Origin of the sequence: Sphaerisporangium sp. NPDC051011, assembly GCF_040653595.1 — a bacterium.
GTDB lineage: Bacteria > Actinomycetota > Actinomycetes > Streptosporangiales > Streptosporangiaceae > Sphaerisporangium.
On sequence record NZ_JBFAGG010000019.1, the window covers coordinates 100,051 to 121,932 of the forward strand.

Below are 21,882 nucleotides of genomic sequence, written 5' to 3' on the forward strand. Positions count from 1 at the left end.
CCCATTTCCCCCCAAGGTACCCCCGTGCGGGGGATTCTTGTGGCGGTGCCCAGACCTACCGTCGGCTTACTCGACGACATGGAGGTCTGAGAATGTCCATCGCCGAATTGCGGCACCACATCCTCCCCTCGGTCGTGGCCGACGGCTTCCCCCGGCTTCGGTCGGCATGAACGCGTCCGCGATGGGGCTCCTCGCCGGCCACGCCGGCGCCGGGACGGGCCGGACACCTGGCTTCGACGATGTCGACACCCTGGCGGTAACGACTGTCCGCATGCTCGCCGCGGACGCCGTGCAGGCCGCCCGCAGTGGTCACCCCGGGTTGCCGATGGGCGCCGCGGTCCCGGCTTGGGTGCTGTGGTCGAGGTTCCTCCGGCATGATCCCTCCGATCCCGCGTGGCCGGACCGGGACCGGTTCGTCCTCTCCGCCGGACACGGGTCGATGTTGCTGTACGCGCTGCTGCACCTGTTCGGCTACGACCTGCCGTTGGACGAGCTGCGCCGGTTCCGCCAGTGGGAGTCGAAGACACCCGGGCACCCCGAGCACGGTCACACTCCGGGTGTCGAGACCACCACCGGGCCTCTCGGCCAGGGGCTGGCCAACGCGGTCGGCATGGCCCTCGCCGAGCGCATGCTCGCCGAGCGCGCCAACATCGACGACCACACCGTGGTCGGGCATCGCACGTGGGTGCTGGCCGGCGACGGCGATCTCATGGAGGGCATCAGCCACGAGGCGGCCTCGCTCGCCGGGCACCTCGGGCTGGGCCGGCTGATCGTGATCTACGACGACAACGACACGACCATCGACGGCCCCGCCGGCCTGTCCTGCACGGACGACGTACTCGGCCGGTTCGCCGCCTACGGATGGCAGGCGTCGCGTGTGCGCGACGGCAACGACGCCGACGCGGTCGCGGCCGCGCTCGCCGAGGCCGTCGCCGACGAGAGCAGGCCCAGCCTGATAGCGGTACGCACGACGATCGGCTACGGCGCGCCGACGATGGCGGGCACCAGCGGTGTCCACGGTGCCCCCCTGGGCGAAGAGGAGCTGGCGGCGGCACGCGCGGCGGCGGGATGGCCCGAGGAGAGATTCCACGTGCCGGGCGAGGTCGCGGAACGGTGCCGGTCCCTGGCCGCTCACGGCCGGGCGGTCAGGCTGGCGTGGGAGAAGGAACGCGCGACCTGGGCGGAGGCCCACCCCGGGCTCGCCGCCGAGTGGGACCCCTCGGCGAAACCGGGCACGCCCGCCGGCCTCGACACGCTGCTGCCGGTCTTCCAGCCGGGCGGCACGATGGCGACGCGTGCGGCCTCCGGCGCGGTGCTCGCCGCGATCGCAGCGGACTACCCGGCGCTCGTCGGCGGATCGGCGGACCTGGCGGCGTCCACCAACACGACCATTCCCGGGTCGGCGGACGTGCGGCGCGGAGTCTACGGCGGCCGTACGTTGCACTTCGGAATCCGCGAGCATGCCATGGGGGCCGCGCTCAACGGGATCGCGCTGCACGGAGGACTGCGCCCGTACGGGAGCACGTTCCTGGTTTTCTCCGACTACATGCGCCCGGCGGTGCGCCTGGCCGCCTTGATGAGACTACCCGTGATCTTCATCTTCACCCATGACTCGATCGTGGTCGGCGAGGACGGTCCCACCCACCAGCCCGTCGAGCAGCTGGAATCTCTGCGGCTCATACCGGGCCTCGCGGTGCTGCGCCCCGCCGACGCCAACGAGACCGCCGCCTGCTGGCAGCTCGCCCTGCGGAGGGACGACGGTCCGACCGTGCTGGTGCTCAGCCGGCAGAGCCTGCCCGTGCTCCCCCCGGCGCCCGCCGGCGCGATCGCCGGCCAAGGCGCCCGGATCGTCCTGGAAGGCTCCGAGCGACCTGACGTGGCCATCGTCGCCAGTGGGTCCGAGGTGACCCTCGCGCTTGCCGCGGCGGCCGAACTGGCCGGCAGCGAGGTGTCCGTACGCGTGCTGTCCGTGGCCTGGCGAGAGCGGTTCGAGGAGGCGCTCGACGCCGACTCGGAACTGCTCCCCGACTGCCCGGTGATCTGGATCGAAGCCGGTGTGCCGCACGGGTGGCGCGCACTGGCCCGTGCCGGCGACGCGGTCTTCGGGCTGCGGCGCTTCGGCGCCAGCGCGCCCGGCGAGGTCGTGTACGCCGAACTTGGATTCTCGGTCCCCGCGTTGGTGCGGACCGCGCTCGACCAGGTCCGTTCGAGGCCGGAATGGGGAAACACGTGCCGGACAAGGTGATACGCATGCGGCGGACCGGCGGGCCGTCGCCGCTCCGGCGCCCCGTCATGGTCGCCGTCGCCGGTGACAGCGCGGCCGGTAAGACCACGATCACGGCGGGGCTGGCCAAGGTGCTCGGAGCGGATCGGGTGACCACGATCGGCGTCGACGACTACCACCGCTACGACCGCCAGGAACGCAAGGGGCTGCCGTTCACCGCGTTGCACCCGGAGTGCAACCACATCGAGATCATGGAGCAGCATCTGCAACTACTCGCGACCGGCCAGCCGATACTCAAACCGGTATACGACCACAGCACCGGCCTGCTCACCCGGCCCGAACTGGTCGAACCCCGCGAGTTCATCCTCGTCGAGGGGCTGCTGCCCCTGCACACCAAGCTGAGCCGGGCGTGCTTCGACGTCACCCTCTACCTCGATCCGCCGGAGGAGATCCGCCGGGAATGGAAGGTCCAGCGTGACACGAGCAAGCGAGGCTACACCACTGAGCAGGTGCTCGCCGAGCTGGAGCGCCGGGAGCCGGAGTCGGCGGAGTTCATCCGCCCCCAGCGCAGGTTCGCCGACATCATCGTCCGGTTCGCGCCGATCGCCGGCCGTCACGACCCGCCGGGTACGCCCTTGTCGGCGGAGCTGGTCCTGCGGCCGACGATCCGGCACCCGGATCTGAGCGGGGTCCTCGCCGACAACGAGCGGCGAGCGATCCATCTCAAGCTCAGCAGGGACGAGGACGGGCGGCCCGTCGACGCCCTGCACGTCCACGGGTACGCGGCCGCCGAGGAGAGCCAGGTGGTGCAGAAGGCCATCTGGTCGTGGCTCGGCGTGGACGCCGGCGATCCACCCCAGAGTCTGGGCGATCTCGGCGGGGGTGAGCGGAGCCGGCCGCTCGCCATCGTCCAGCTCCTGCTGCTCTACCACCTGATGGCCGCCACCTGGTGACGCCCTCTACCTGGTCGGCCGGGGCTCGGGGTACAGCGGCCTGCGGGCGGTGAGGCCGTCGACCCGGGCACGCAGGGCCGCGCCGTGGGCGGCGTCGTAACCGGGAAGCAGGGCCTCGGCGATGATGGCGGCGACCTCGCGGAAGTCGTCGGCGTCGAAGCCGCGTGTCGCCAAGGCCGGAGTGCCGATGCGTAGCCCGGACGTGACCATGGGCGGGCGCGGATCGAACGGCACGGCGTTGCGGTTGACGGTGATCCCCACCTCGTGAAGCCTGTCCTCGGCTTCCTTGCCGGTGAGCTCGGATTCGACGAGGTCGACGAGCACGAGGTGCACGTCGGTCCCACCGGTGAGCACCCGGACACCGGCGTCGGCGCAGTCCTGGTGGTTCAGCCGGTCGGCGAGGATTCGAGCGCCGTCCAAGGTGCGCCGCTGACGCTCGGTGAACTCGGGAGAGCCGGCGATGCGCAGGGCCACGGCCTTGGCTGCCACGACGTGCTCGAGCGGTCCCCCTTGCTGCCCGGGGAACACCGCGGAGTCGAGCTTCTTCGCGAAACCCTGCTTGGCGAGGATCAACCCGCCACGGGGCCCGCCGAGGGTCTTGTGCGTCGTGGTCGTGACGACGTCGGCGAAGGGGACCGGGTTCGGGTGCAGACCAGCGGCGACCAGGCCGGCGAAATGGGCCATGTCGACGAGCAACAGAGCCCCGACCGCATCGGCGATCCTGCGGAACTCGGCGAAGTCGAGGTGCCGCGGGTAGGCCGACCAACCCGCGATGATCAGGTTTGGCCGGTCGGCCAGCGCCACCTTCTCGACCTCGGCCATGTCGATCAGTCCGCTCTCACGGTCGACGTGGTACGACGACACCGCGTACAGCCGGCCCGAGAAATTGATCTTCATGCCGTGAGTGAGGTGCCCGCCGTGCGCGAGGTCGAGCCCGAGAATCCGGTCGCCCGGCGTGAGCAGGGCAGCCATCGCGGCCGCGTTGGCCTGGGCACCGGAGTGCGGCTGGACGTTGACGTACTCCGCGCCGAACAGCTTCTTGGCCCGGTCGATGGCGAGCCGCTCGATGACGTCGACATGCTCGCAGCCGCCGTAGTAGCGCCGGCCGGGGTAGCCCTCGGCGTACTTGTTGGTCAGGACAGAGCCTTGGGCCTCGAGTACCGCCGTGGGCGCGAAGTTCTCCGACGCGATCATCTCGAGTGTGTCGCGCTGTCGGTCGAGCTCGGCCTCGACGGCCTTCGCGACCTCGGGATCGATCTGCTTGAGCGGGGCGAGCAGCTGTGGGATCACGTCAGCCTCCCTGGGTGAGCCGGCGGTAGGCGGCTGCATCGAGAAGGCCGTCGAGTCCGCTGTCGTCCGGGGTGACCCGGAAGAGCCAGCCGTCGCCGTAGGGATCGGTGCCCACGGTCTCTGGGGAGTCGCCGAGGGCGGTGTTGACCTCGGTCACGGTGCCGGTGACCGGTGCGAACAGGTCGCTGACCGACTTGGTCGACTCGATCTCGCCGCAGGCATCGCCGGTCTTGACGGTGTCGCCGACCATGGGGAGCTGGATGTAGACGATGTCACCGAGCGCCTCGGCGGCGAAGTCGGTGATGCCGATGGTGAGCGTGTCGACGTCGGCGCGGACCCACTCGTGCTGCTCGGTGTAGCGCAGGTCGTCGGGATTTGGCATGTCGTGTCCTTTCAGGAGGAACGCGTGGAGAAGGGCAGGGCGACGACGTCGACCGGTTCCGGTCGGCCGCGCACGTCGACGGTCAGGGTCGGTGAAGGCCGTGCTCAGCCCTGGAAGGCTTCGACCGGGGGGCAGGAGCAGACCAGGTCGCGGTCCCCGCGGGCACCGTCGATGCGCCGCACGGGAGGCCAGTACTTGTGCCGGGGCGAGACCCCGTCGGGGAAGACCGCGGTCTCGCGGTCGTAGGGCAGCGTCCACTCGCCGGCGAGCAGTTCGGCGGTGTGCGGTGCGTTCCGCAGGGGGCTGTCCTCGAGCGCCCACTCTCCGGAGGCGACCAGGTCGATCTCGCGCCGGATGGCGATCAGCGCCGCGCAGAACCGGTCGAGCTCGCCGAGGTGCTCGCTCTCGGTCGGCTCGATCATGAGGGTGCCGGCGACGGGGAACGAAATCGTCGGGGCGTGGAATCCGTAGTCGATCAGGCGCTTGGCCACGTCCTCGACGGTCACGCCGGTCGCCCTGGTCAGCTCACGCAGGTCGAGAATGCACTCGTGGGCCACCAGACCGGAGCGGCCGGTGTAGAGCACCGGGAAGTGGCCGCCCAACCGCCGGGCGAGGTAGTTGGCCGAGAGCACCGCGACCTTGGTGGCCGCGGTCAGGCCCTCGGCGCCCATCATTCGGACGTAGGCCCAGGAGATCGGCAGGATCGAGGCCGAGCCGAACGGCGCCGCCGAGACCGGTCCGATGCCGGAGTCGGGGCCGGCGTCGCCGGCCAGGGGGTGGTTCGGGAGGAAGGGAGCGAGGTGGGCACGTGCGGCGACCGGGCCGACTCCCGGGCCACCGCCGCCGTGCGGGATACAGAAGGTCTTGTGCAGGTTCAAGTGGGAGACGTCGCCGCCGAAGCGTCCCGGATGGGCCAGCCCGACCAGCGCGTTGAGGTTGGCCCCGTCGACGTAGACCTGGCCGCCGGCGTCGTGGACGAGTTCGGCGATTCGACCGATGCCCTCTTCGTAGACGCCGTGGGTGGAGGGGTAGGTGACCATGATCGCGGCGAGCCGGTCGGCATGCTCGGTGACCTTGGCGGCGAGGTCGTCGAGGTCGACGTCGCCGTTGTCCTGGCAGTCGACGACGATGACCCGCATCCCGGCCAGGACCGCCGATGCCGCGTTCGTGCCGTGCGCCGACGAGGGGATCAGGCACACGTCACGCCCGGTCTCCCCGCGCGAGCGGTGGTAGGCGCGGATGGCCAGCAGCCCGGCCAGCTCGCCCTGGCTGCCGGCGTTGGGCTGCAGCGACACCGAGTCGTAGCCGGTGATCTCGGCCAGCCAGGCGCGGAGCTCGCCGGTCAGTCGCCGGTATCCGGCCGCGTCCGAGGCGGGGGCGAAGGGGTGCAGCCGGGCGAACTCCGTCCAGCTGATCGGCTCCATCTCGGCGGCGGCGTTGAGCTTCATCGTGCACGAGCCCAGCGGGATCATGCCGCGGTCGAGGGCGAAGTCCTGGTCGGAGAGCCGGCGCAGGTAGCGCAGCATCGCCGTTTCGGACCGGTGCGCGTGGAAGACCTCGTGGGTCAGGTAGTCCGTCTCGCGCAGGAGTGAAGGCGGGAGTCCGATCGTGTCGGTCGCCGCGGTCGTGGTGCCGCCGGCCTGCTCGGGTGCACCCTCGCCGACGACGGTGATCACGGTGGCGACCAGTGGCGTCGTGGTCGTCTCGTCGCAGGCGACGCGGACGTGGTCGGCATCCACGCGACCGAGGTTGACCCCGGCCCGGCGAGCGGCTGCGAGGACCTGGTCGGCCCGGCCGGGGACACGGACCAGGACGGTGTCGAAGAAGCCGTCGTGCACGACCTCGGTGCCCGCCCGGCGCAGCGCCGTGGCCAACGCGGTGGCGTGGCCGTGCACCTGCTCGGCGATCGCTCGCAGTCCCTCGGGCCCGTGGTAGACCGCGTACGACGCGGCGAGCACGGCCGGCAGCACCTGAGCGGTGCAGATATTGGAGGTGGCCCGGTCGCGGCGGATGTGCTGTTCGCGGGTCTGCAGGGCGAGGCGGTAGGCCGGATGCCCGGCGGCGTCGACGGAGACGCCGACCAGCCGGCCTGGGAGGGAACGCTCGAGGCCGTTGCGGACGGCGAGGTAGCCCGCGTGCGGGCCGCCGTAGCCGAGGGGGACGCCGAAGCGCTGGGTGGTGCCGCAGGCGATGTCGGCACCCAGGTCGCCGGGGGAGCGGACGAGTGCGAGGGCGAGGAGATCCGCGGCGATCGTGTACTTGGCGTCCTGGGCGTGCGCGTACTCGCCGAGCCGGCGGTAGAACGAGTCCTCGCGCAGCACTCCGGACGCGCCGGGGTACTGCACGACGACCCCGAACACGTCGTCGGGCAGGTCGCCGGCCAGGTCGCGCACGTCCATGTCGATGCCGACGGCCTCGGCTCGCATCCGCACGAGCGCGATCGTCTGGGGCAGGCACTCCGCGTCGAGCAGCAGCCGGTTCGACCGGGACTTCGACGTCCGCCGCATCAGCAGCACGGCCTCGGCGACCGCGGTCGACTCGTCGAGCATCGACGCGTTCGCGGTGTCCAGGTCGGTCAGGTCCGCCACGGCGGTCTGGAAGTTCAGCAGCGCCTCGAGCCGGCCCTGGGAGATCTCTGGCTGATACGGGGTGTACGCGGTGTACCAGGCGGGGTTCTCCAGCACGTTGCGCCGGATCACCGCGGGGGTCACGGTGTCGTGGTAGCCGAGCCCGATCATCGAGGGGAGCACGGCGTTGGCTGCGGCGATCTCGCGGAGCTCACGGGTGGCCTCGGTCTCGGACACCGCGGCGGGCAGGGCCAACGGCTGAGAGGTGCGGATCGCCGGAGGGACTGCGGCGTCGACGAGCTCGTCGACGTCGCCGAAGCCGCACTCGGCGAGCATCTTGCGCTGGTCCGACTCGGACGGGCCGATGTGACGGCGTGCGAAGGACGTCATGAGGGCTCCCAAAATCGCGCCCGGCGGGTGCCGGTGCGGGAGCCCCCTCTGTCGTTGGCCTGAGAGATTCACCGACGTGCCGAGGGCACGGTCCGGCTTTCACCGTGGGCGAGGCGCGTCGGGCGCCTGCTTTCCAGAGTGGCCTGGCCTTGAGCGGTGTAGGTGCCTGAGAGATTGGCGGGGTTCTTGCTCCTCCGGCGCCCGCCCGACGTCGTCGTGGGCGAGTCTCTTCCGCTCGGGCTCGTGCGGCCCGATGTGAACTTGTGACGGCGACTCTACGGGCGCCGCGCCGTCCCGTCTAGACCCGAACGTTCGGCTCTCCGAACGTAACTCGTGTGTGAACGGGTGTTCGGCCCGGAATGCCAGTCGTCGAGGTATCGAGTAGCCCGTTCGGTTTGCCGATCGATTATCAGGATTGGCCACGGGTGATCCACAGTGTGGCGGGGCGGAAGCTCGTGACCTGCGCTGGCGGGCGGGTCCGTCGCGCCGCCTCGACGCCCCACTCGGTGGTGGCTTCGCCGGGACCGGTTCGGCGAGGAGGTCGGCCATCGCCGAAAGCATTCAGCGAACCGCTCATATGGCCTCTACCGTTCGGAGAACCAAACAAATATCGCCTCAGACCGTTGCGTTGTTCGGTGTTGATGGCTTACTGTCCACGACCATGAACAGCCCCTCCCGGCGCCCCGACGTTCGCCGCGCCGGTTCCCCCACAGTGGTGGTCGTCATCGGAACCTTCGACACGAAGGCCGAAGAGCTCGGAGTGCTCGCCGACGAGATCGAGGCCCAGGGCGCGACCGCTGTTCTGATGGACACGTCTGCTCGGTTGACCGAACGCCCCTCGGTGGACGTGATCGCCCGGCGCACCTTCATCGACCAGGAACAGGTCGCCGCCGCAGCAGGCAGCACGAGCGCCGCGATCAGCGCTCTTCCCCGTGGTGAGGCGGTGTCCGCGCTCCGCGCCGGCGTCACGGCCTTGCTGGAGCGGATGGTCGCCGAGCGTTCGGTCGACGGGGCCGTCTGCATGGGCGGGGCGGGCACGCACATCGCCGGTCCTGCCTTCCAACGGCTCCCGCTCGGCTTCCCGAAACTGATCATCTCGCCGCTGGCCTCCGGCGGCAGGACCTTCGAGGCCTACGTTGGCATCAAGGACGTCGCGGTTCTCCACTCGGTCGCCGACATCATCGGGGTCAACTCGGTGACCAGCGGGGTCTACCGGTCGGCGGCGGGATACATCGTGGGCGCCGCCCGTCACGTCGGCGCGGAACCGCCATCGGCCGAACGGACCTCGCCGACCATCGCGGCGTCGATGAACGGCAACACCACTCCCGCGCTCATGCGTGGCCGGGAGCGTCTCGAGGCGGCCGGCTACTCGTTCGTCGCCTTCCACGCGAACGGAGTGGGCGGACGGGCGCTAGAGGACGCGGTCGCCTCCGGCAAGGTCGACATCGTCCTGGACTTCACCACGACGGAGCTGGCCGGCCACCTCGTCGGCGGTCTGATGGATCCGGGGCCGGAGCGCATGGAGACCGCCGGACGCCGGGGGGTTCGACAGGTCCTCGTGCCCGGCTGCCTCGACTTCATCACCTGCGGGCGGTTGGAGGACGCCGAGCAGGAGTTCCCCGGCCGGGTGTACTTCGGCCACAACCCCGAGCTGACGCTCGTCCGGCTGACCCGCGACGAGGCAGCGACCCTCGGCAAGGAGTTCGCCCGCAAGGCCAACCTCGCCACGGGTCCCGTCACGGTCTACGTCCCGACCGGGGGCCTGTCGATCCCGGATGCACCGGGCGGCCCCTTTTGGGATCCCGAGGCCGACACGGCGTTCCTCGACGATCTGCGTGAGGGGCTCCAGCCCCAGGTCGAGCTGATCACCTTGCCATGGCACATCAACGACCCCCGCTTCATCGACCGGATCGTCGACGACCTGCTCGTCGGCTCCGGGGCGGCCGACGGCGCGGCCCGTCCGTGCGACGCCGTCACCACCTGACCACGGCTGTACTGAACCAGGAAGAGGAATTCATGGGCATCGGCAAGGACCTGCGGCTCCGGCGGATCATCGACCCCGTCACCAACTCCACCGTCATGTTCGCCTTCTCGCACGGCACGAGCACCCCCGAGGTCATGCCGGGCATCGAGGACCCGATCGGCATGTACCGCAAGGTTCGCGACGGCGGCGCGACGTGCGCCTTCCTGTCGGCGGGGCTGCTGCAGACGATGTCGCCGGTGATCGCCGAGTCGCCCGAGGTCGGCATCGTCGCGAAGATCACCTCCACGGCGACCCGCGGCGAGAAGCCACACCAGGAGCGACTGATCGCCTCCGTCGAGCACTGTGCCAAGCTCGGCGTCGACGGTGTCGTCGCGCTGCTGCCGTTCGCTCCCGAGAACAAGCCGGACATGATCGAGCTCGCCGGGCGGATCGGCGAGGCCTGTCGCGAGTACGACCTTCCGTTCGTCGCCGAGGCGGAGTTCCCGAACGCCTACTATACGGACGGCAAGGACTACCAGAGCGAGTGGGGCCTCGCTTACCTCAAGCATACGGCCCGGCTGTGTGTGGAGCTGGGCGCCGACGTGGTCAAGACCAACTGGCTGGGCTCGCCCGAGCAGTTCGCGCCGATCGTCGACTGCGTCCCGGGCACCCCGGTGATCGTGGCCGGCGGCTCCCGGGAGTCCGACCTCGAACTGCTGCGCAAGGTCGCGGCCGCCCGTTCGGTGGGCGCGGTCGGCACGTCGGTCGGACGCAACATCTTCCAGCACAAGAACCCGACCGCGATCACCGCGGCCCTGCGCGCAGTGGTCACCGGGGCCCAGACCCCGGAGGAGGCCGTCGAGGGCAACCCCGAGCTGAGCGCCGACGAGATCCTTGTCGCCGTCTGAGCCAGAGACCGTGACGACCAGTCAGGAGTCGAGATGAAGGCAGTGGTACTCGAGGCCGAGTGGGCGCCGCGCCCAGGTGCGCGGATCTCTGAGGCCGATGCGAAGCGGCAGTGGGCGGCGAACGCCAACGAGGCGTACCGCAACCCGGCCGTGGACTTCCGGGAGGTCTCCGACCCGGGCGCGCCCGGGCCGACCGAGGTAGTGGTCCAGGTGGGTGCCTGCGGCCTGTGCGGCTCGGACGTCCACATGTTCGAGACCGACGACGAGGGCTACCTGCTGCTCCCGTACCACCTCAAGGCGCCGGTGATCACCGGTCACGAGTTCGCCGGCAAGGTGGTGGCCGTCGGACGCGAGGTGACCGGCCTGCGTGAGGGCGAACTCGTCGCCGTCGAGGAGATCCAGTGGTGTGGGCGCTGTCGCGAATGTCGCGGCGGCTACTGGAACCAGTGCGGCTACATCGAAGACCTCGGTTTCACCCTCGACGGAGGCTTCGCCCAGTACGTCAAGGTCGACTCCCGGTACTGCTGGTCGCTCGACGGCGTGCTGCAGCGGTACGGCAGCGAGGAGAAGGCACTCGAGGTCGGCGCGCTCACCGAGCCCACCAGCGTCGCCTACGAGGGCATGTTCACCCGGGCCGGCGGTTTCAAGCCCGGTGGCGTCGTCGCCGTCTTCGGTGGCGGACCGATCGGCCTCGCCTCGGTCGCCCTGGCCAAGGCCGCAGGAGCCTCCCAGGTCTTCGCGGTCGACATGATCGCCGAGCGCCGCGACCTCGCTGCCGCGCTGGGCGCCACCCGCGTCATCGACCCGGCGGCCGAGAACGCCGCCGACGTGATCGCCGAGGCGACCAAGGGTGTCGGCGCAGCCATGGTCGTCGAAGCCACCGGCAACTTCAACGCGGTGATCAACGCCGTCGAGGACTCCCTGGCGGTCGGCGGCAAGATCGTGATCGTCGGCATGGACGCCCGCCCCACGACCTTCAACTCGATCCGCCTGATGCTCACGGGCGGACAGATCCACGGCACCGTCGGCCACTCCGGGTCCTGGGACTTCCCGAACGTGATCGCGCTGATGGCCTCGGGCGCCATCAGCATGGAGAACGCGGTCACCCACCGGTTCCCGCTGGAGAAGCTCGTCGCCGCCGTCGACGAGACCAAGCGTCGCACCAACGGCAAGATCCTCGTCAAGCCCCAGCTCTGAGACCACCGGCTGGGCCGACTTCGCGGCTCGGCCGCCGCGCGGGAGCCGCATCCGGCCGCCCGCTCCATCCGATCAGGAGTGTATTGCCATGATCCAACTACATTCGCGACTGCTCAGCGACCTGGCGCCGCCGGACATCCAGGAGTACCTCAAGACCAACGACACGATCATCATCCCGCTGGGCTCGGTCGAGATGCACGGCCCGCACCTGCCGATCGGCACCGACATCTACAACGCCCAGGAGGTGTGTCGGCGCGCTGCCGACATCGCCGGCGTGCTCTACGCCCCGCCGATCTGGACCGGCTACAGCCCCCAGCACCTGCGCGAGCCCGAGAACGGGATGGGCACCATCACCTTCCGCGGTGAGACGGTGCGCCGAGTCATCTACGACACGGCCCGATCGCTGATCCACCATGGCTTCAACCGGCTGATCTTCGTCAACGGCCACACCTCGAACACCAAGGTGACCGACTCGGTCTTCCGGCACCTGCGCTACGAGACCGGCGCCTTGGTCGGCATGTTCAAGCCCTACGGCGAGCGCTACCTCGGCATCATCGAGGACCTTATGGAGAACACCCCCGAGGAGACTCCGGGCTGGCACGCCAGTGAGCAGGAGACCTCGATCATGATGGCCTACAAGCGGGAGAACGTGAAGCTCGACCGCGCCGTCGACGCCCGCGGGCACGCCCCGCACTGGCTGCCCGAGTCGTTCAAGAAGGACGACGCCAGCCCGGACGCCGCCTTCAAGGGCTACGAGTACTTCTACTTCCCGATGGACCACCAGGAGATGGCCGAACACGGGATCATCGGCAACCCCTTCCGCGCCACCGAGGAGAAGGGCCACGCCATCTTCGACCGGTTCGCCCAGTACCTCGCCGAGGCGCTGGAGGAGCTGAAGCAGGTGAAGGTTAGCATCAAGCAGCGCGAATTCGTGCTCAAGGCCTGACCCACTCCGGATAGCGCCGGACCTGCCGGAACGGCACCAACGACACCAAGACTGATTCGGCGGCGGGCTTCTGATCGAGCCTGCCGCCGGGGTGAGGAGACCATCATGGGCAAGCTGGACGGCAGGGTCGCGTTCATCACCGGCGCGGCTCGGGGCCAGGGGCGTTCGCACGCCGTGACGTTGGCCAAGGAGGGTGCCAACATCATCGCAGTCGACATCTGCGCACCCGTGGAGTCCGCTCCTTACGAGATGGGCAGTCGCGACGAGCTCGCCGAGACCGGGCGACTCGTCGAGGAGGCCGGCGGAAAGATCATCACCCGCGTCGCCGACGTGCGGGACCTCGACGCGCTCACCGCCGCCGTTGAGGCCGGGGTGGCCGAGTTCGGCCGGCTGGACATCATCCTCGGCAACGCCGGCGTGTGTACCTACGGCGAGCTGGCGACGATGAGCGTCGAAAAGTTCGAAGAAATGATCGACATCGACCTGACCGGCGTCTGGAAGACCGTGCGAGCCGGCGTCCAGGCGATGATCGAGGCCGGCAACGGCGGGTCGATCGTGCTCACCAGCTCGACGGCGGGTCTGCGTAACCTCAACCAGATCGGCCACTACGTGGCCGCCAAGCATGGTGTCACCGGCCTGGCCAAGGCCCTGGCCAACGAGCTGGCCCCGCACGACATCCGGGTCAACTCGATTCACCCCAGCAACTGCCGGACCCCGATGATGACCAATATCGGCGTCCGCAAGATGTTCCGGCCCGACCTCGAGAACCCGACTCTCGAGGACGCCAAGGCCGGCTACGGCAGCATCCACCTGCTTGACACGCCGTGGGTGGAGCCGCAGGACGTCAGCAACGCGATCCTGTTCCTGTGCTCGGATGAGGCTCGCTACATGACCGGCGGCGCGATCCCGGTCGACGCCGGCATGCTCGCGAAGTGACGCCGGTGACGTGAGCTTCACCCACATCGTGCTGTTCACCTGGTCCTCCGAGGCTGAACGGCACAACCAGACCGTGGCCAAGGCGTTGCGGGAATTCACCCCCGGCCTGGAGGGCGTCGTGTCCTATCGCTGCGGCGGCGACGCCGGGGTCACGGACACGAACGCCGACTTCGCGATCGTGGCGGACTTCGCGTCGCGGGAAGCGTTCGAGGCCTACCGCGACCATCCCGAACACCAGCGGATTCTCCGCGAGGAGATCGCTCCCCATCTCAAGAGCAAGTCCGTCGCCCAGTGGTGGGCGACGGGTACGGACGCCACCTGAGGCATTCCGTCGGGGACGTCGCGGCAGGGGGGTCGTGACGCCCCGGCGCCGACAGTGGCACCTGCGTCATCGTCGATGAGAGAGTTGCTATGCCTGCCGAGACAATCTCGCCTGCCGAGGCTCAGAGTACACCCGAGGCGGCCGGAGCGTCCCCACCGGTGGTGGAGTTGCGCCAGGTGCGCAAGGTCTACCCGGGGACCGCTCATCCCGCGGTGGATGACGTGTCGATCATCATCAACGAGGGCGAGTTCTTCTCGATCCTCGGGTCGAGCGGGAGCGGTAAGACCACCACTCTGCGGATGATCGCCGGCTTCGAACAGCCCACGGGCGGCCAGGTCCTGCTCAGCGGTGTCGACGTGAGCGGGGTACCGGCGAACCATCGTGATGTCAACACCGTCTTCCAGAACTACGCGCTGTTCCCCCACATGAAAGTCCGGGCGAATGTCGCGTACCCGCTGAAGATGAAGCGCGTGTCGCGCGCCGAGATCGGGCCCCGCGTCCAGGAGGCGCTCGAGCGCGTCGACATGGCCTCCTATGCCGACCGGCTCCCACACCAGCTCTCCGGCGGGCAGCGGCAGCGAATCGCATTGGCCCGGGCACTGGTCGGGCGCCCACGACTGCTGCTGCTCGACGAGCCTCTCGGTGCGCTCGACTTCAAACTCCGCGAGAGCATGCTGGGACTGCTCAAGCGACTGCAGCGCGAGGTCGGCATCACGTTCGTCTACGTGACCCACGACCAGGGCGAGGCCCTGGCGATGAGCGACAAGGTCGCCGTCATGAGCAAAGGCCGGGTGGAGCAGATCGGAACTCCACAGGAGATCTACCGGGTTCCGGCCACCTCCTTCGTCGCAGGCTTCATCGGGAAGACCAACCTGCTGCGGTGCCAGGCAGCGGGACCGACCTCGGCGCGTTCCGGGTCGATGCGGTTCGCGACGTCCTCGGCCTGCTCGCAGGGCACCTTCTCGGTGAGCGTGCGTCCCGAAGCCATCGTCGTCGGCGACGACGCCCGTAGCTGCGCCAACCACTTCTCGGGGGTCGTGGACGACGTCGCCTTCCTCGGTCACGTCTACGAGCTGCAGGCGGTGGTGGGAGACCAGCGCCTGACCCTGCGCGTGGACGAGTTCAACGGAGCGCGCGGAGACGTCATCGACATCGGCTGGTCCGCAGAGGCGACTGTGGTGGTCGAGGAGGCCGGGCCGTGACCGCGGCCGTTGGGAGCCCGGCGACGTCCGGCATCGCGACCCGCCCGCGGACCGGACTGCCCGCCTGGGTCGGCCGCACCTTCCAGCTGGCTCCCGCGTTGGTGTGGATCGCCGTGCTGGTGCTGGTGCCGAACCTGTTCCTGCTTCTGTACAGCTTCTGGACCAGCAGCTACGGGGTGGTGGTCCCGGAGCTCACCACAGCCAACTACACGGCGCTGTTCAGCTCCGAGGTCTTCTGGATCCTGCTGCGGCGCACTCTCGTCATCGCCCTGGTGTCCGCCGCTCTGGCGACCGTGATCGCCTACGCCGCGGCCTACGTCATCGTCCGCAGGTTCGGGCGCTACAAGTTGCTCGCGGCGCTGCTCATCCTCATCCCGCTGTGGGTCAGCTACCTCATGCGGGTCTTCGCCTGGAAGATCATTCTCGGCGACAACGGCTTTCTCGCCGGTGTCCTGAGGACGCTGGGGTTCGGCCCCGACGCCACGTCGCTGTTCCTCTACTCGCAGACCTCGATGATCATCACGCTGACCTACGTGGCGATCCCCTACGCCTTCCTCTCCACCTACACCGCGCTCGAGCGGGTCCCCCCACATCTGCTGGAGGCGGCCGCGGACTGCGGCGCCGGCGCCTGGACCCGCTTCCGCACCGTGATCCTGCCGTTGACCAGGCCCGGGGCCGCCGTCGGCTTCGCCATCGCCTTCGTCCTGGTCTTCGGCGACTACGTCACTCCAGCGATGGTCGGCGGGCTCGACGGCACCATGCTCGGCACCCTCGTGCTGCAACAGTTCGGGCCGGGCAGCGACTGGGCGGGCGGATCCGCCGTCGGTATCACCATCATCGCGACCGGGCTGCTGCTGTTGGCCGTGATCTCGCTCTTCACCCGACTGGAGGCCCGCCTTGACTAGCGGAATCCTGAGCCGACCGGGCCGGGCCCCGTCCATCACGCGACCCGACCGCACAACGGCCACGCGCTCGAAGCTTTGGGGGCGCGTCGGCACCACGGCGGCCGTCGTCTTCCTCGGCCTGCTCTTCCTCTACCTCTACGCGCCGCTCTTGGTGACGATGCTGTTCTCGTTCGCCTCGAACAAGGTGCAGACGCTGCCGATCGAGGGCTTCACCTGGTCCTGGTACGGCGCCCTGTTCGCCGACGCGCAGATGCTCGACGCCATCCGGTACAGCCTGCTCGTGGCTTTGGTCAGCGTGTCCATCAGCGCCGTCGCCGGGCTCGGATTCGCGCTGCTCGCCCAGCGGGTCAAGGTCAGAGGCGGAGGCGTGATCTCAGCGTTGTCGGCCGCGCCGATGGTCGCCCCGGGGATGGTCCTTGGCATCTCACTGCTCGTGGTGTTCAACCTGATCGGCGTCCAGCCGGGCTTCCTGACGATCGCCGTCGGCCACGCCGCCTTCGTGACTCCGCTCGTGAGCTTTGTCATTCAGCAGCGGCTGAAGGTCGCAGACCTCTCGCTCGAAGACGCCTCACGCGATCTGGGGGCCGGGCCCTTGCGCACCTTCTGGCACGTCACGCTGCCGGGCGTCCGGGTAGCGCTGCTCGCCGCCTGCCTGTTGGGGTTCACGCTGTCGATGGACGAAATCGCCGTGACCTACTTCCTCGCGGGGACACAGCCGACGCTGCCGGTATACGTATGGGGCCTGGTGCGCTTCGGCTTCACCCCGGAGGTGAACGCGGCATTCACCCTGATCGGTGGCGGCTCTCTGCTCCTGCTGGCTCTGGCGGGGGTTCTGATGCTCGTCAGCGCCAGGCGGGCACGCAGGCAGCAGGCGACCGGCGCACCCTCCGATCGGACCGCCGAACAGCTCTGATCGACCACGGTCGTCCCGTGGGGGACGGCCTCGCGAACTCGCGGCCGGTCGTCGCTCAACGTCGGCTGGCCGCTGTCGACGTCGATGAAGCCTGTTCACGTGCTGGCCAGGAACGCCTGCAACGCCCTGTCGCTACAAGGTCGCGCTCGGAGTACCGGTCGATTTCGGCCTAATGTGCGGCCATTTTGATCGGTTACGGCTGTGAAACATAGATGCCGACAGGCTTGACCGCATGTTCGGTTCAGCCGTAGTTTCACCGGCATTAGTACGCCAGACGTTCGGAAGAGCGGATCACAGAGTCCGGAAGTCAGGCGAGACGAGCGGCGGACCACTGGGGTTCCGCGGCAGATCGCGGCAGTTCTAGGAGGCCACGATGGAACGCAACGTGCTCGACCGGGCGCTGGGTCGCCCCCTTACGCGACGCAACCTGCTGCGTGGAGGCGTGATGCTGGGTGCGGCCGTCGCTGCGGCACCGGCGCTATCGGCCTGCGGCGGAGGCGGCGCCTCGAGTTCGCGTGATCAGCGGACGCTGAACATCCTGACGTGGGAGACCTACCATGACCCGGCCTGGCTGGCCGAGGTCAAGCAGGCCACCGGCATCACCGTCAACGCGGTCACCGCCGGCTCGGCGGGGGAGATGGTCGCGAAGGTCCGAGCCACTCCCGCCCAGTACGACCTGGTAATGGTCACCGCCGGTGTCTACCGCGATTACACCGCATCCGACCTGCTCGTGCCGGTGGACGAGGCCCGGGTTCCCGGCCTGTCCGACAAGATCCGACTGGGTTTCGACTGGCGAGGCGCCGCGACCGTCGACGGCAAGCAGTACGGGATCCTCTACAACTGGGGCAACCAACCACTCGTATACGACGACTCGGTTGCGAACTCGCCGGCTGCCTCCAAGTACAAGAATTCCGACGGCGTGGTCGACGACTGGAACATCCTCTGGGACCCGGCGTTCGCTCGAAAGGTCTCGGTGTTCGACGACCCCGTCTCGGTCCTGCCGATGATCCCGCTCTCTCTCGGCATCGCCGACCCCTACCACCTCTCCGACGCCGACTTCGCGCGGATGAAGGACAAGCTGATGGCGCTGCGTCCGCAGATCCGGCGGCTGACCAGCGGGTTCAACGATCAGACCACCCAGTTCGCCAACGGTGAGGCCCGGCTGGGATACCTCAACAACATCACCAGCGTCTCCTCGCTCGCCGGCCAGGGCAAGAAGCTCAACGTCGACAACACGCCGCGTGCCGGCGTGCCCGCCTGGACCGACAGCTACGCCATCACCAAGGCCGGGGCCGAACGACTGGACGCGGTCTACCAGTTCATCGCCTACACCTTGACGGTGCCGTGGCAGGCCCGTTTCGTCACTGCCAGCGGGAACGCGGGGGTGTTGGACAGCCAACAGGCCGGCTCGGCCGAGGCGCAGCGGGCCGGCCTCACGCCGGAGAGACTTGCCGCCACCCAGATTCCCGCGACGGCGGCGGGCGACGCCTTCTTCAGCAAGATGAAGTTCTTCCAGACGACGGAGAACCAGCAGGCCAGGCTCAACCTCTGGAACGAGTTCAAGTTGGGTCTCGGCTGATGGAGGAGAGATGCCCGAACGCGCCGCGGCGAGATGCCGGCATTCGGAGAACCGAACGACGCGCCCCAGCCACGACCCGGAGGTGAGGGTGTCCGAGTATGCTTGTCACAAAGGTATAGACCTATACGCCCCCCGAACTCACGATCAAGGCTCGTCGGGGCGGAACACCGGTGCGACCGGTACCGGCAGAGAGGGGAGCGAGCGCAGGTGACCGACGAGGTCAACGAGCCGTCGATCGGTGAGCGACTCCGGGAACTCCGGTCCGCGCACGGCCTCTCCATCCGCGCCCTGTCCGAGCGTGCCAAGGTCTCGACCTCGGTGATCAGCGAGGTCGAGCGGGGCAAGACCGAGCCGTCGATCTCCACGCTGAAGCACCTTGCGACCGCGCTCGGCACCAGCATCACCTACTTCTTCACCTCGCCGGCGCAGAGCAACGGGCACGTTATTCGGGCCGACGACCGCAAGACCATCATCGCATCGCAGCCCTCGACCGGCGACGGGCGCTCGTCGATCGAGGCCAAGGGGATCCGTTTCGAGTTGGCCAGCCCCGATGCCTCCGAAGTGCTCGAGGCGCTGTACGGGCGCTACGAGAAGGACGCCAGTACCGGCGAGGAGATGTACACGCACGATGGCGAGGAGTGGGCGATGGTGCTCACCGGTCGTTTCAAGATCACTCTCGGCGACGAGGTGTACTTCCTCGACCCCGGCGACTCGATCTGGTTCAAGAGCAACATCCCGCACCGGATCACCAACGTCGCCGACGGGGTCAGCGAGTACATCTGGATGAACACCCCGAAGTCCTTCTGACCGCCCCAACGGCGATCACCTTTCGCCGCCGCCTCGGTTCTGACGCAGGCCGGCGGGATCTCTGCCTCAGAGGTACCGGCGAAGGCCGGCGAGTGCGGAGTCCAGGAGTTGGGGGAGGGAGGCGTCCTCGCTGTCGAGCCACTGCTCGTACGCCGACAGCGCCATCCCCAGGCTCACGTACCCCACCGTCCTCGGCAGCAGGTCGTTGGCGGACAGGCCATACCTGCCGGCGACGTACTCGGCGATGACCCGGCGCCACGCGGCGTATTTGAGCACTGAGTGCGCCTGCAGCGCAGGGGTGGTGAGCAGCAGCCTCATGCGCTGGCGATGCTGCGGGATCGCGGCCTCATCCAGGTGATTGAAGTCGAGTACGGCCCGGTGCACCGCCTCATACACGGGGACGTCGAGGGGCGTGGCCTCCAGAAACTCGCGCAGGTGCACGAGGCCGGCGTCGAACTGCCCCCACGGGATGTCGTTCTTGGACGGGTAGTACCTGAACAGTGTCCGTCGCGCGATGCCGACGGCCTCGGCGATCGCGTCCACCGTCGTCTCCTCGAACCCTCGCTCGGCGAACAGGCGGAACGCCACCCGCTCGATCGCGGCATGGTCGGTCGCGGGGCGGCGCCCCGGCGTCATCTGCCTTGATCGGCTGTTCACAAGCCCTGAAGGTAGCAGTTTCACATGGGGTCTTCCTTTTTTGCCCTCGGTGCATTAAATATTTGTTGCACTTGGTGCCGTAACTGCGGCGCCCCCGACGAAGGAGCAGTCATGGAAGACACGGTCACCCCAGCCGAGGCGACTGAGGAGCTCACCGCGGAGACGCTGATCGAAGAGGTGTCGATCGACGGCATGTGCGGCGTCTACTGATGACCGATCATCTGGATGAGGCCTGGGAGCTTTCTCCCAGTTTGGCCCTGCGACCAGAGCCGTTCGGGGCATTGGCCTACCACTTCGGCAACCGACGTCTGACCTTCCTCAAGCGCACCGAACTCCTCTCGGTCGTCCGCGCTCTCGCCGGCCACCCCGACGCCCGTACCGCGCTGGCCCACGTCGGAGTTCCCACCGATCGGTGGCCGGCGTACGCCGAGGCGCTGCGGGGCCTGGCGTCCGCCGACATGATCAGACCGCGCACGGGGGGAAGGGGGCCGCGGGAAGAGCCGGCGGCGGCCGCCCCGGCGCGGTCCGGGGCGGCGAGCGGATCGCTGGTCGAGCGGTTCGAGTACGGCCTGGATGCTCCCATCTGCCTGACCTGGGAGCTCACATACGCCTGCAACCTGTCGTGTGTGCACTGCCTGTCGTCCTCGGGGCGGCGTGACCCGCGTGAGCTCAGCACCGAGCAGTGCGAGGCGGTGATCGACGAGTTGCAGGCCATGCAGGTCTTCTACGTCAACATCGGCGGCGGGGAGCCGACGGTGCGGCCCGACTTCTGGCACCTGCTGGAGTACGCCGTGAGCCACCAGGTCGGGGTGAAGTTCTCGACCAACGGGGTGCGCTTGACACCTGAGCGTGCACGGTACCTGGCAGCTACCGACTACGTCGACGTGCAGGTTTCCCTTGACGGTGCCACGCCCGAGGTCAACGATCGCGTGCGCGGGCCGGGCTCGTACGCGACGGCGATGCGGGCGCTGGACAACCTGGCCGCGGCCGGGTTCGCCAACGCGAAGCTGTCGGTGGTGGTGACCCGGGAGAACGTGGGCCAACTGGACGAGTTCAAGGCCATCGCGGACGAGCGCGGGGCGACGCTCCGGCTCACCCGGCTGCGCCCGTCGGGACGGGGCGCCGACGTGTGGCACGAGCTGCATCCCACGGCGGCCCAGCAGCGCGAGCTGTATGAGTGGCTGCTGCGTGCGGGCGAGAACGTGCTCACCGGCGACTCGTTCTTCCACCTGGCGGGCTACGGCGAGTCGCTGCCGGGGCTGAACCTGTGCGGGGCGGGCCGGGTCGTCTGCCTCATCGACCCCCTCGGCGACGTGTACGCGTGCCCGTTCGCGATCCATGACCGCTTCCGCGCCGGCAACGTGCTCTCCGACGGCGGGTTCGCCGCCGTCTGGCGCGACTCGGAGCTCTTCCGGGAGCTGCGATCGCCGCAGACCTCCGGCACCTGCACCGGATGCCGTTTCTTCGACTCCTGCCGTGGCGGGTGCATGGCGGCCAAGTTCTTCACCGGGCTGCCGCTGGACGGTCCCGATCCCGAATGCGTGCAGGGCCACGCGACCGACGCTCTCGCGGCGGCGGGCCGTACGGTGCCCAAGCCCAGCCAGGACCACTCACACCACACTAAGAGCCGGCCGGTTCCGGTGCGCATCGGACGCCGCCCCGCCGCCCCGCCCGTGCATGCATGCGCGGAGAGCCCGCTGGCCGGATTCACTCCCTCACACAACGTGTAGCAAAGAAAGAG

The 21,882-nt window shown here is 68.9% G+C and carries 19 protein-coding genes and 1 riboswitch; of the genes, 15 read left to right on the forward strand and 4 right to left on the reverse strand.

Annotation, left to right across the window (positions count from 1 at the left end; all coding sequences use genetic code 11):
• The first annotated feature begins 166 nt into the window (after positions 1–166).
• A complete protein-coding gene (gene tkt / locus AB0H21_RS34075) occupies positions 167–2,245 on the forward strand; it encodes a transketolase (RefSeq protein ID WP_358525140.1) in 2,079 nt (692 codons plus the stop codon).
• A 5-nt stretch (positions 2,246–2,250) separates the two neighbouring features.
• Positions 2,251–3,177 carry a phosphoribulokinase gene (locus tag AB0H21_RS34080; RefSeq protein WP_358525142.1) on the forward strand — a complete coding sequence of 309 codons (927 nt, stop codon included), beginning with the start codon at positions 2,251–2,253 and terminating at the stop codon, positions 3,175–3,177.
• A 6-nt stretch (positions 3,178–3,183) separates the two neighbouring features.
• Here AB0H21_RS34080 and glyA read toward each other — a convergent pair whose 3' ends face one another.
• The 3 genes from glyA to gcvP form a co-directional block, all read right to left on the reverse strand.
• A complete protein-coding gene (gene glyA, locus AB0H21_RS34085; protein WP_358525144.1) occupies positions 3,184–4,467 on the reverse strand; it encodes a serine hydroxymethyltransferase in 1,284 nt (427 codons plus the stop codon).
• A gap of 1 nt (position 4,468) precedes the next feature.
• Complete coding sequence (gcvH, locus tag AB0H21_RS34090; protein WP_358525146.1) at positions 4,469–4,849, reverse strand: glycine cleavage system protein GcvH; 381 nt, start codon at positions 4,847–4,849, stop codon at positions 4,469–4,471.
• A 104-nt stretch (positions 4,850–4,953) separates the two neighbouring features.
• Entirely contained in the window at positions 4,954–7,806 is a 2,853-nt protein-coding gene (gene gcvP, locus AB0H21_RS34095; protein ID WP_358525149.1) for an aminomethyl-transferring glycine dehydrogenase, read from the reverse strand.
• Between the two features lie 38 nt (positions 7,807–7,844).
• Positions 7,845–7,953: riboswitch (glycine riboswitch) on the reverse strand.
• 514 nt (positions 7,954–8,467) lie between these two features.
• Between gcvP and AB0H21_RS34100 the strand changes: the two genes are divergently transcribed.
• From AB0H21_RS34100 to AB0H21_RS34150, 11 genes are all read left to right on the forward strand, one after another.
• A complete protein-coding gene (locus tag AB0H21_RS34100; RefSeq protein ID WP_358525151.1) occupies positions 8,468–9,790 on the forward strand; it encodes a Tm-1-like ATP-binding domain-containing protein in 1,323 nt (440 codons plus the stop codon).
• 32 nt (positions 9,791–9,822) lie between these two features.
• On the forward strand, positions 9,823–10,677 hold the full coding sequence (locus tag AB0H21_RS34105; protein WP_358525153.1) for a hypothetical protein: 855 nt from the start codon (positions 9,823–9,825) through the stop codon (positions 10,675–10,677).
• A gap of 33 nt (positions 10,678–10,710) precedes the next feature.
• The gene (gene iolM / locus AB0H21_RS34110; protein WP_358525154.1) at positions 10,711–11,874 is read left to right on the forward strand and encodes a scyllo-inosose 3-dehydrogenase; all 1,164 of its coding nucleotides are present in this window, start codon (positions 10,711–10,713) and stop codon (positions 11,872–11,874) included.
• 88 nt (positions 11,875–11,962) lie between these two features.
• Positions 11,963–12,820, forward strand: a complete 858-nt coding sequence (locus AB0H21_RS34115) for a creatininase family protein (protein WP_358525156.1) — start codon at positions 11,963–11,965, stop codon at positions 12,818–12,820.
• Positions 12,821–12,925: 105 nt separating this feature from the next.
• Complete coding sequence (locus AB0H21_RS34120) at positions 12,926–13,756, forward strand: mycofactocin-coupled SDR family oxidoreductase (RefSeq protein ID WP_358525158.1); 831 nt, start codon at positions 12,926–12,928, stop codon at positions 13,754–13,756.
• Positions 13,757–13,766: 10 nt separating this feature from the next.
• The gene (locus tag AB0H21_RS34125; protein WP_358525159.1) at positions 13,767–14,078 is read left to right on the forward strand and encodes a Dabb family protein; all 312 of its coding nucleotides are present in this window, start codon (positions 13,767–13,769) and stop codon (positions 14,076–14,078) included.
• Positions 14,079–14,167: 89 nt separating this feature from the next.
• Complete coding sequence (locus AB0H21_RS34130; protein ID WP_358525162.1) at positions 14,168–15,280, forward strand: ABC transporter ATP-binding protein; 1,113 nt, start codon at positions 14,168–14,170, stop codon at positions 15,278–15,280.
• Positions 15,277–16,185, forward strand: coding sequence for an ABC transporter permease (locus AB0H21_RS34135; protein ID WP_358525165.1), 909 nt, complete (start codon positions 15,277–15,279; stop codon positions 16,183–16,185). Before AB0H21_RS34130 ends, AB0H21_RS34135 begins: the two co-directional genes overlap by 4 nt.
• Positions 16,178–17,098, forward strand: coding sequence for an ABC transporter permease (locus AB0H21_RS34140; RefSeq protein ID WP_358525168.1), 921 nt, complete (start codon positions 16,178–16,180; stop codon positions 17,096–17,098). Before AB0H21_RS34135 ends, AB0H21_RS34140 begins: the two co-directional genes overlap by 8 nt.
• Before the next feature lie 373 nt (positions 17,099–17,471).
• Complete coding sequence (locus tag AB0H21_RS34145; protein WP_358525171.1) at positions 17,472–18,677, forward strand: extracellular solute-binding protein; 1,206 nt, start codon at positions 17,472–17,474, stop codon at positions 18,675–18,677.
• Positions 18,678–18,884: 207 nt separating this feature from the next.
• Positions 18,885–19,484: a cupin domain-containing protein gene (locus AB0H21_RS34150; RefSeq protein ID WP_358525173.1), complete on the forward strand. Its 600-nt coding sequence runs from the start codon at positions 18,885–18,887 to the stop codon at positions 19,482–19,484.
• A 66-nt stretch (positions 19,485–19,550) separates the two neighbouring features.
• Here the strand turns inward: AB0H21_RS34150 and mftR are convergent, their stop codons facing one another.
• Positions 19,551–20,141, reverse strand: coding sequence for a mycofactocin system transcriptional regulator (mftR, locus tag AB0H21_RS34155; protein WP_358525175.1), 591 nt, complete (start codon positions 20,139–20,141; stop codon positions 19,551–19,553).
• Positions 20,142–20,252: 111 nt separating this feature from the next.
• On the opposite strand from mftR, the gene mftA reads away from it, so the two are divergent.
• Positions 20,253–20,351 carry a mycofactocin precursor MftA gene (mftA, locus tag AB0H21_RS34160; protein ID WP_358525178.1) on the forward strand — a complete coding sequence of 33 codons (99 nt, stop codon included), beginning with the start codon at positions 20,253–20,255 and terminating at the stop codon, positions 20,349–20,351.
• Positions 20,351–21,871 (forward strand): mycofactocin radical SAM maturase, encoded by a 1,521-nt coding sequence (gene mftC / locus AB0H21_RS34165; protein WP_358525181.1) that lies wholly within the window; start codon positions 20,351–20,353, stop codon positions 21,869–21,871. Before mftA ends, mftC begins: the two co-directional genes overlap by 1 nt.
• Positions 21,872–21,882: the final 11 nt, after the last annotated feature.

What these genes read in the sequence shown, in the direction of transcription:
- tkt (WP_358525140.1), top strand. Translation starts at nt 167, where the DNA reads ATGAACGCGTCCGCGATGGGGCTCCTCGCCGGCCACGCCGGCGCCGGG.
- AB0H21_RS34080 (WP_358525142.1), top strand. Translation starts at nt 2,251, where the DNA reads ATGCGGCGGACCGGCGGGCCGTCGCCGCTCCGGCGCCCCGTCATGGTC.
- gcvH (WP_358525146.1), bottom strand. Translation starts at nt 4,849, where the DNA reads ATGCCAAATCCCGACGACCTGCGCTACACCGAGCAGCACGAGTGGGTC.
- gcvP (WP_358525149.1), bottom strand. Translation starts at nt 7,806, where the DNA reads ATGACGTCCTTCGCACGCCGTCACATCGGCCCGTCCGAGTCGGACCAG.
- AB0H21_RS34100 (WP_358525151.1), top strand. Translation starts at nt 8,468, where the DNA reads ATGAACAGCCCCTCCCGGCGCCCCGACGTTCGCCGCGCCGGTTCCCCC.
- AB0H21_RS34105 (WP_358525153.1), top strand. Translation starts at nt 9,823, where the DNA reads ATGGGCATCGGCAAGGACCTGCGGCTCCGGCGGATCATCGACCCCGTC.
- iolM (WP_358525154.1), top strand. Translation starts at nt 10,711, where the DNA reads ATGAAGGCAGTGGTACTCGAGGCCGAGTGGGCGCCGCGCCCAGGTGCG.
- AB0H21_RS34115 (WP_358525156.1), top strand. Translation starts at nt 11,963, where the DNA reads ATGATCCAACTACATTCGCGACTGCTCAGCGACCTGGCGCCGCCGGAC.
- AB0H21_RS34120 (WP_358525158.1), top strand. Translation starts at nt 12,926, where the DNA reads ATGGGCAAGCTGGACGGCAGGGTCGCGTTCATCACCGGCGCGGCTCGG.
- AB0H21_RS34130 (WP_358525162.1), top strand. Translation starts at nt 14,168, where the DNA reads ATGCCTGCCGAGACAATCTCGCCTGCCGAGGCTCAGAGTACACCCGAG.
- AB0H21_RS34145 (WP_358525171.1), top strand. Translation starts at nt 17,472, where the DNA reads ATGGAACGCAACGTGCTCGACCGGGCGCTGGGTCGCCCCCTTACGCGA.
- mftA (WP_358525178.1), top strand. Translation starts at nt 20,253, where the DNA reads ATGGAAGACACGGTCACCCCAGCCGAGGCGACTGAGGAGCTCACCGCG.
- mftC (WP_358525181.1), top strand. Translation starts at nt 20,351, where the DNA reads ATGACCGATCATCTGGATGAGGCCTGGGAGCTTTCTCCCAGTTTGGCC.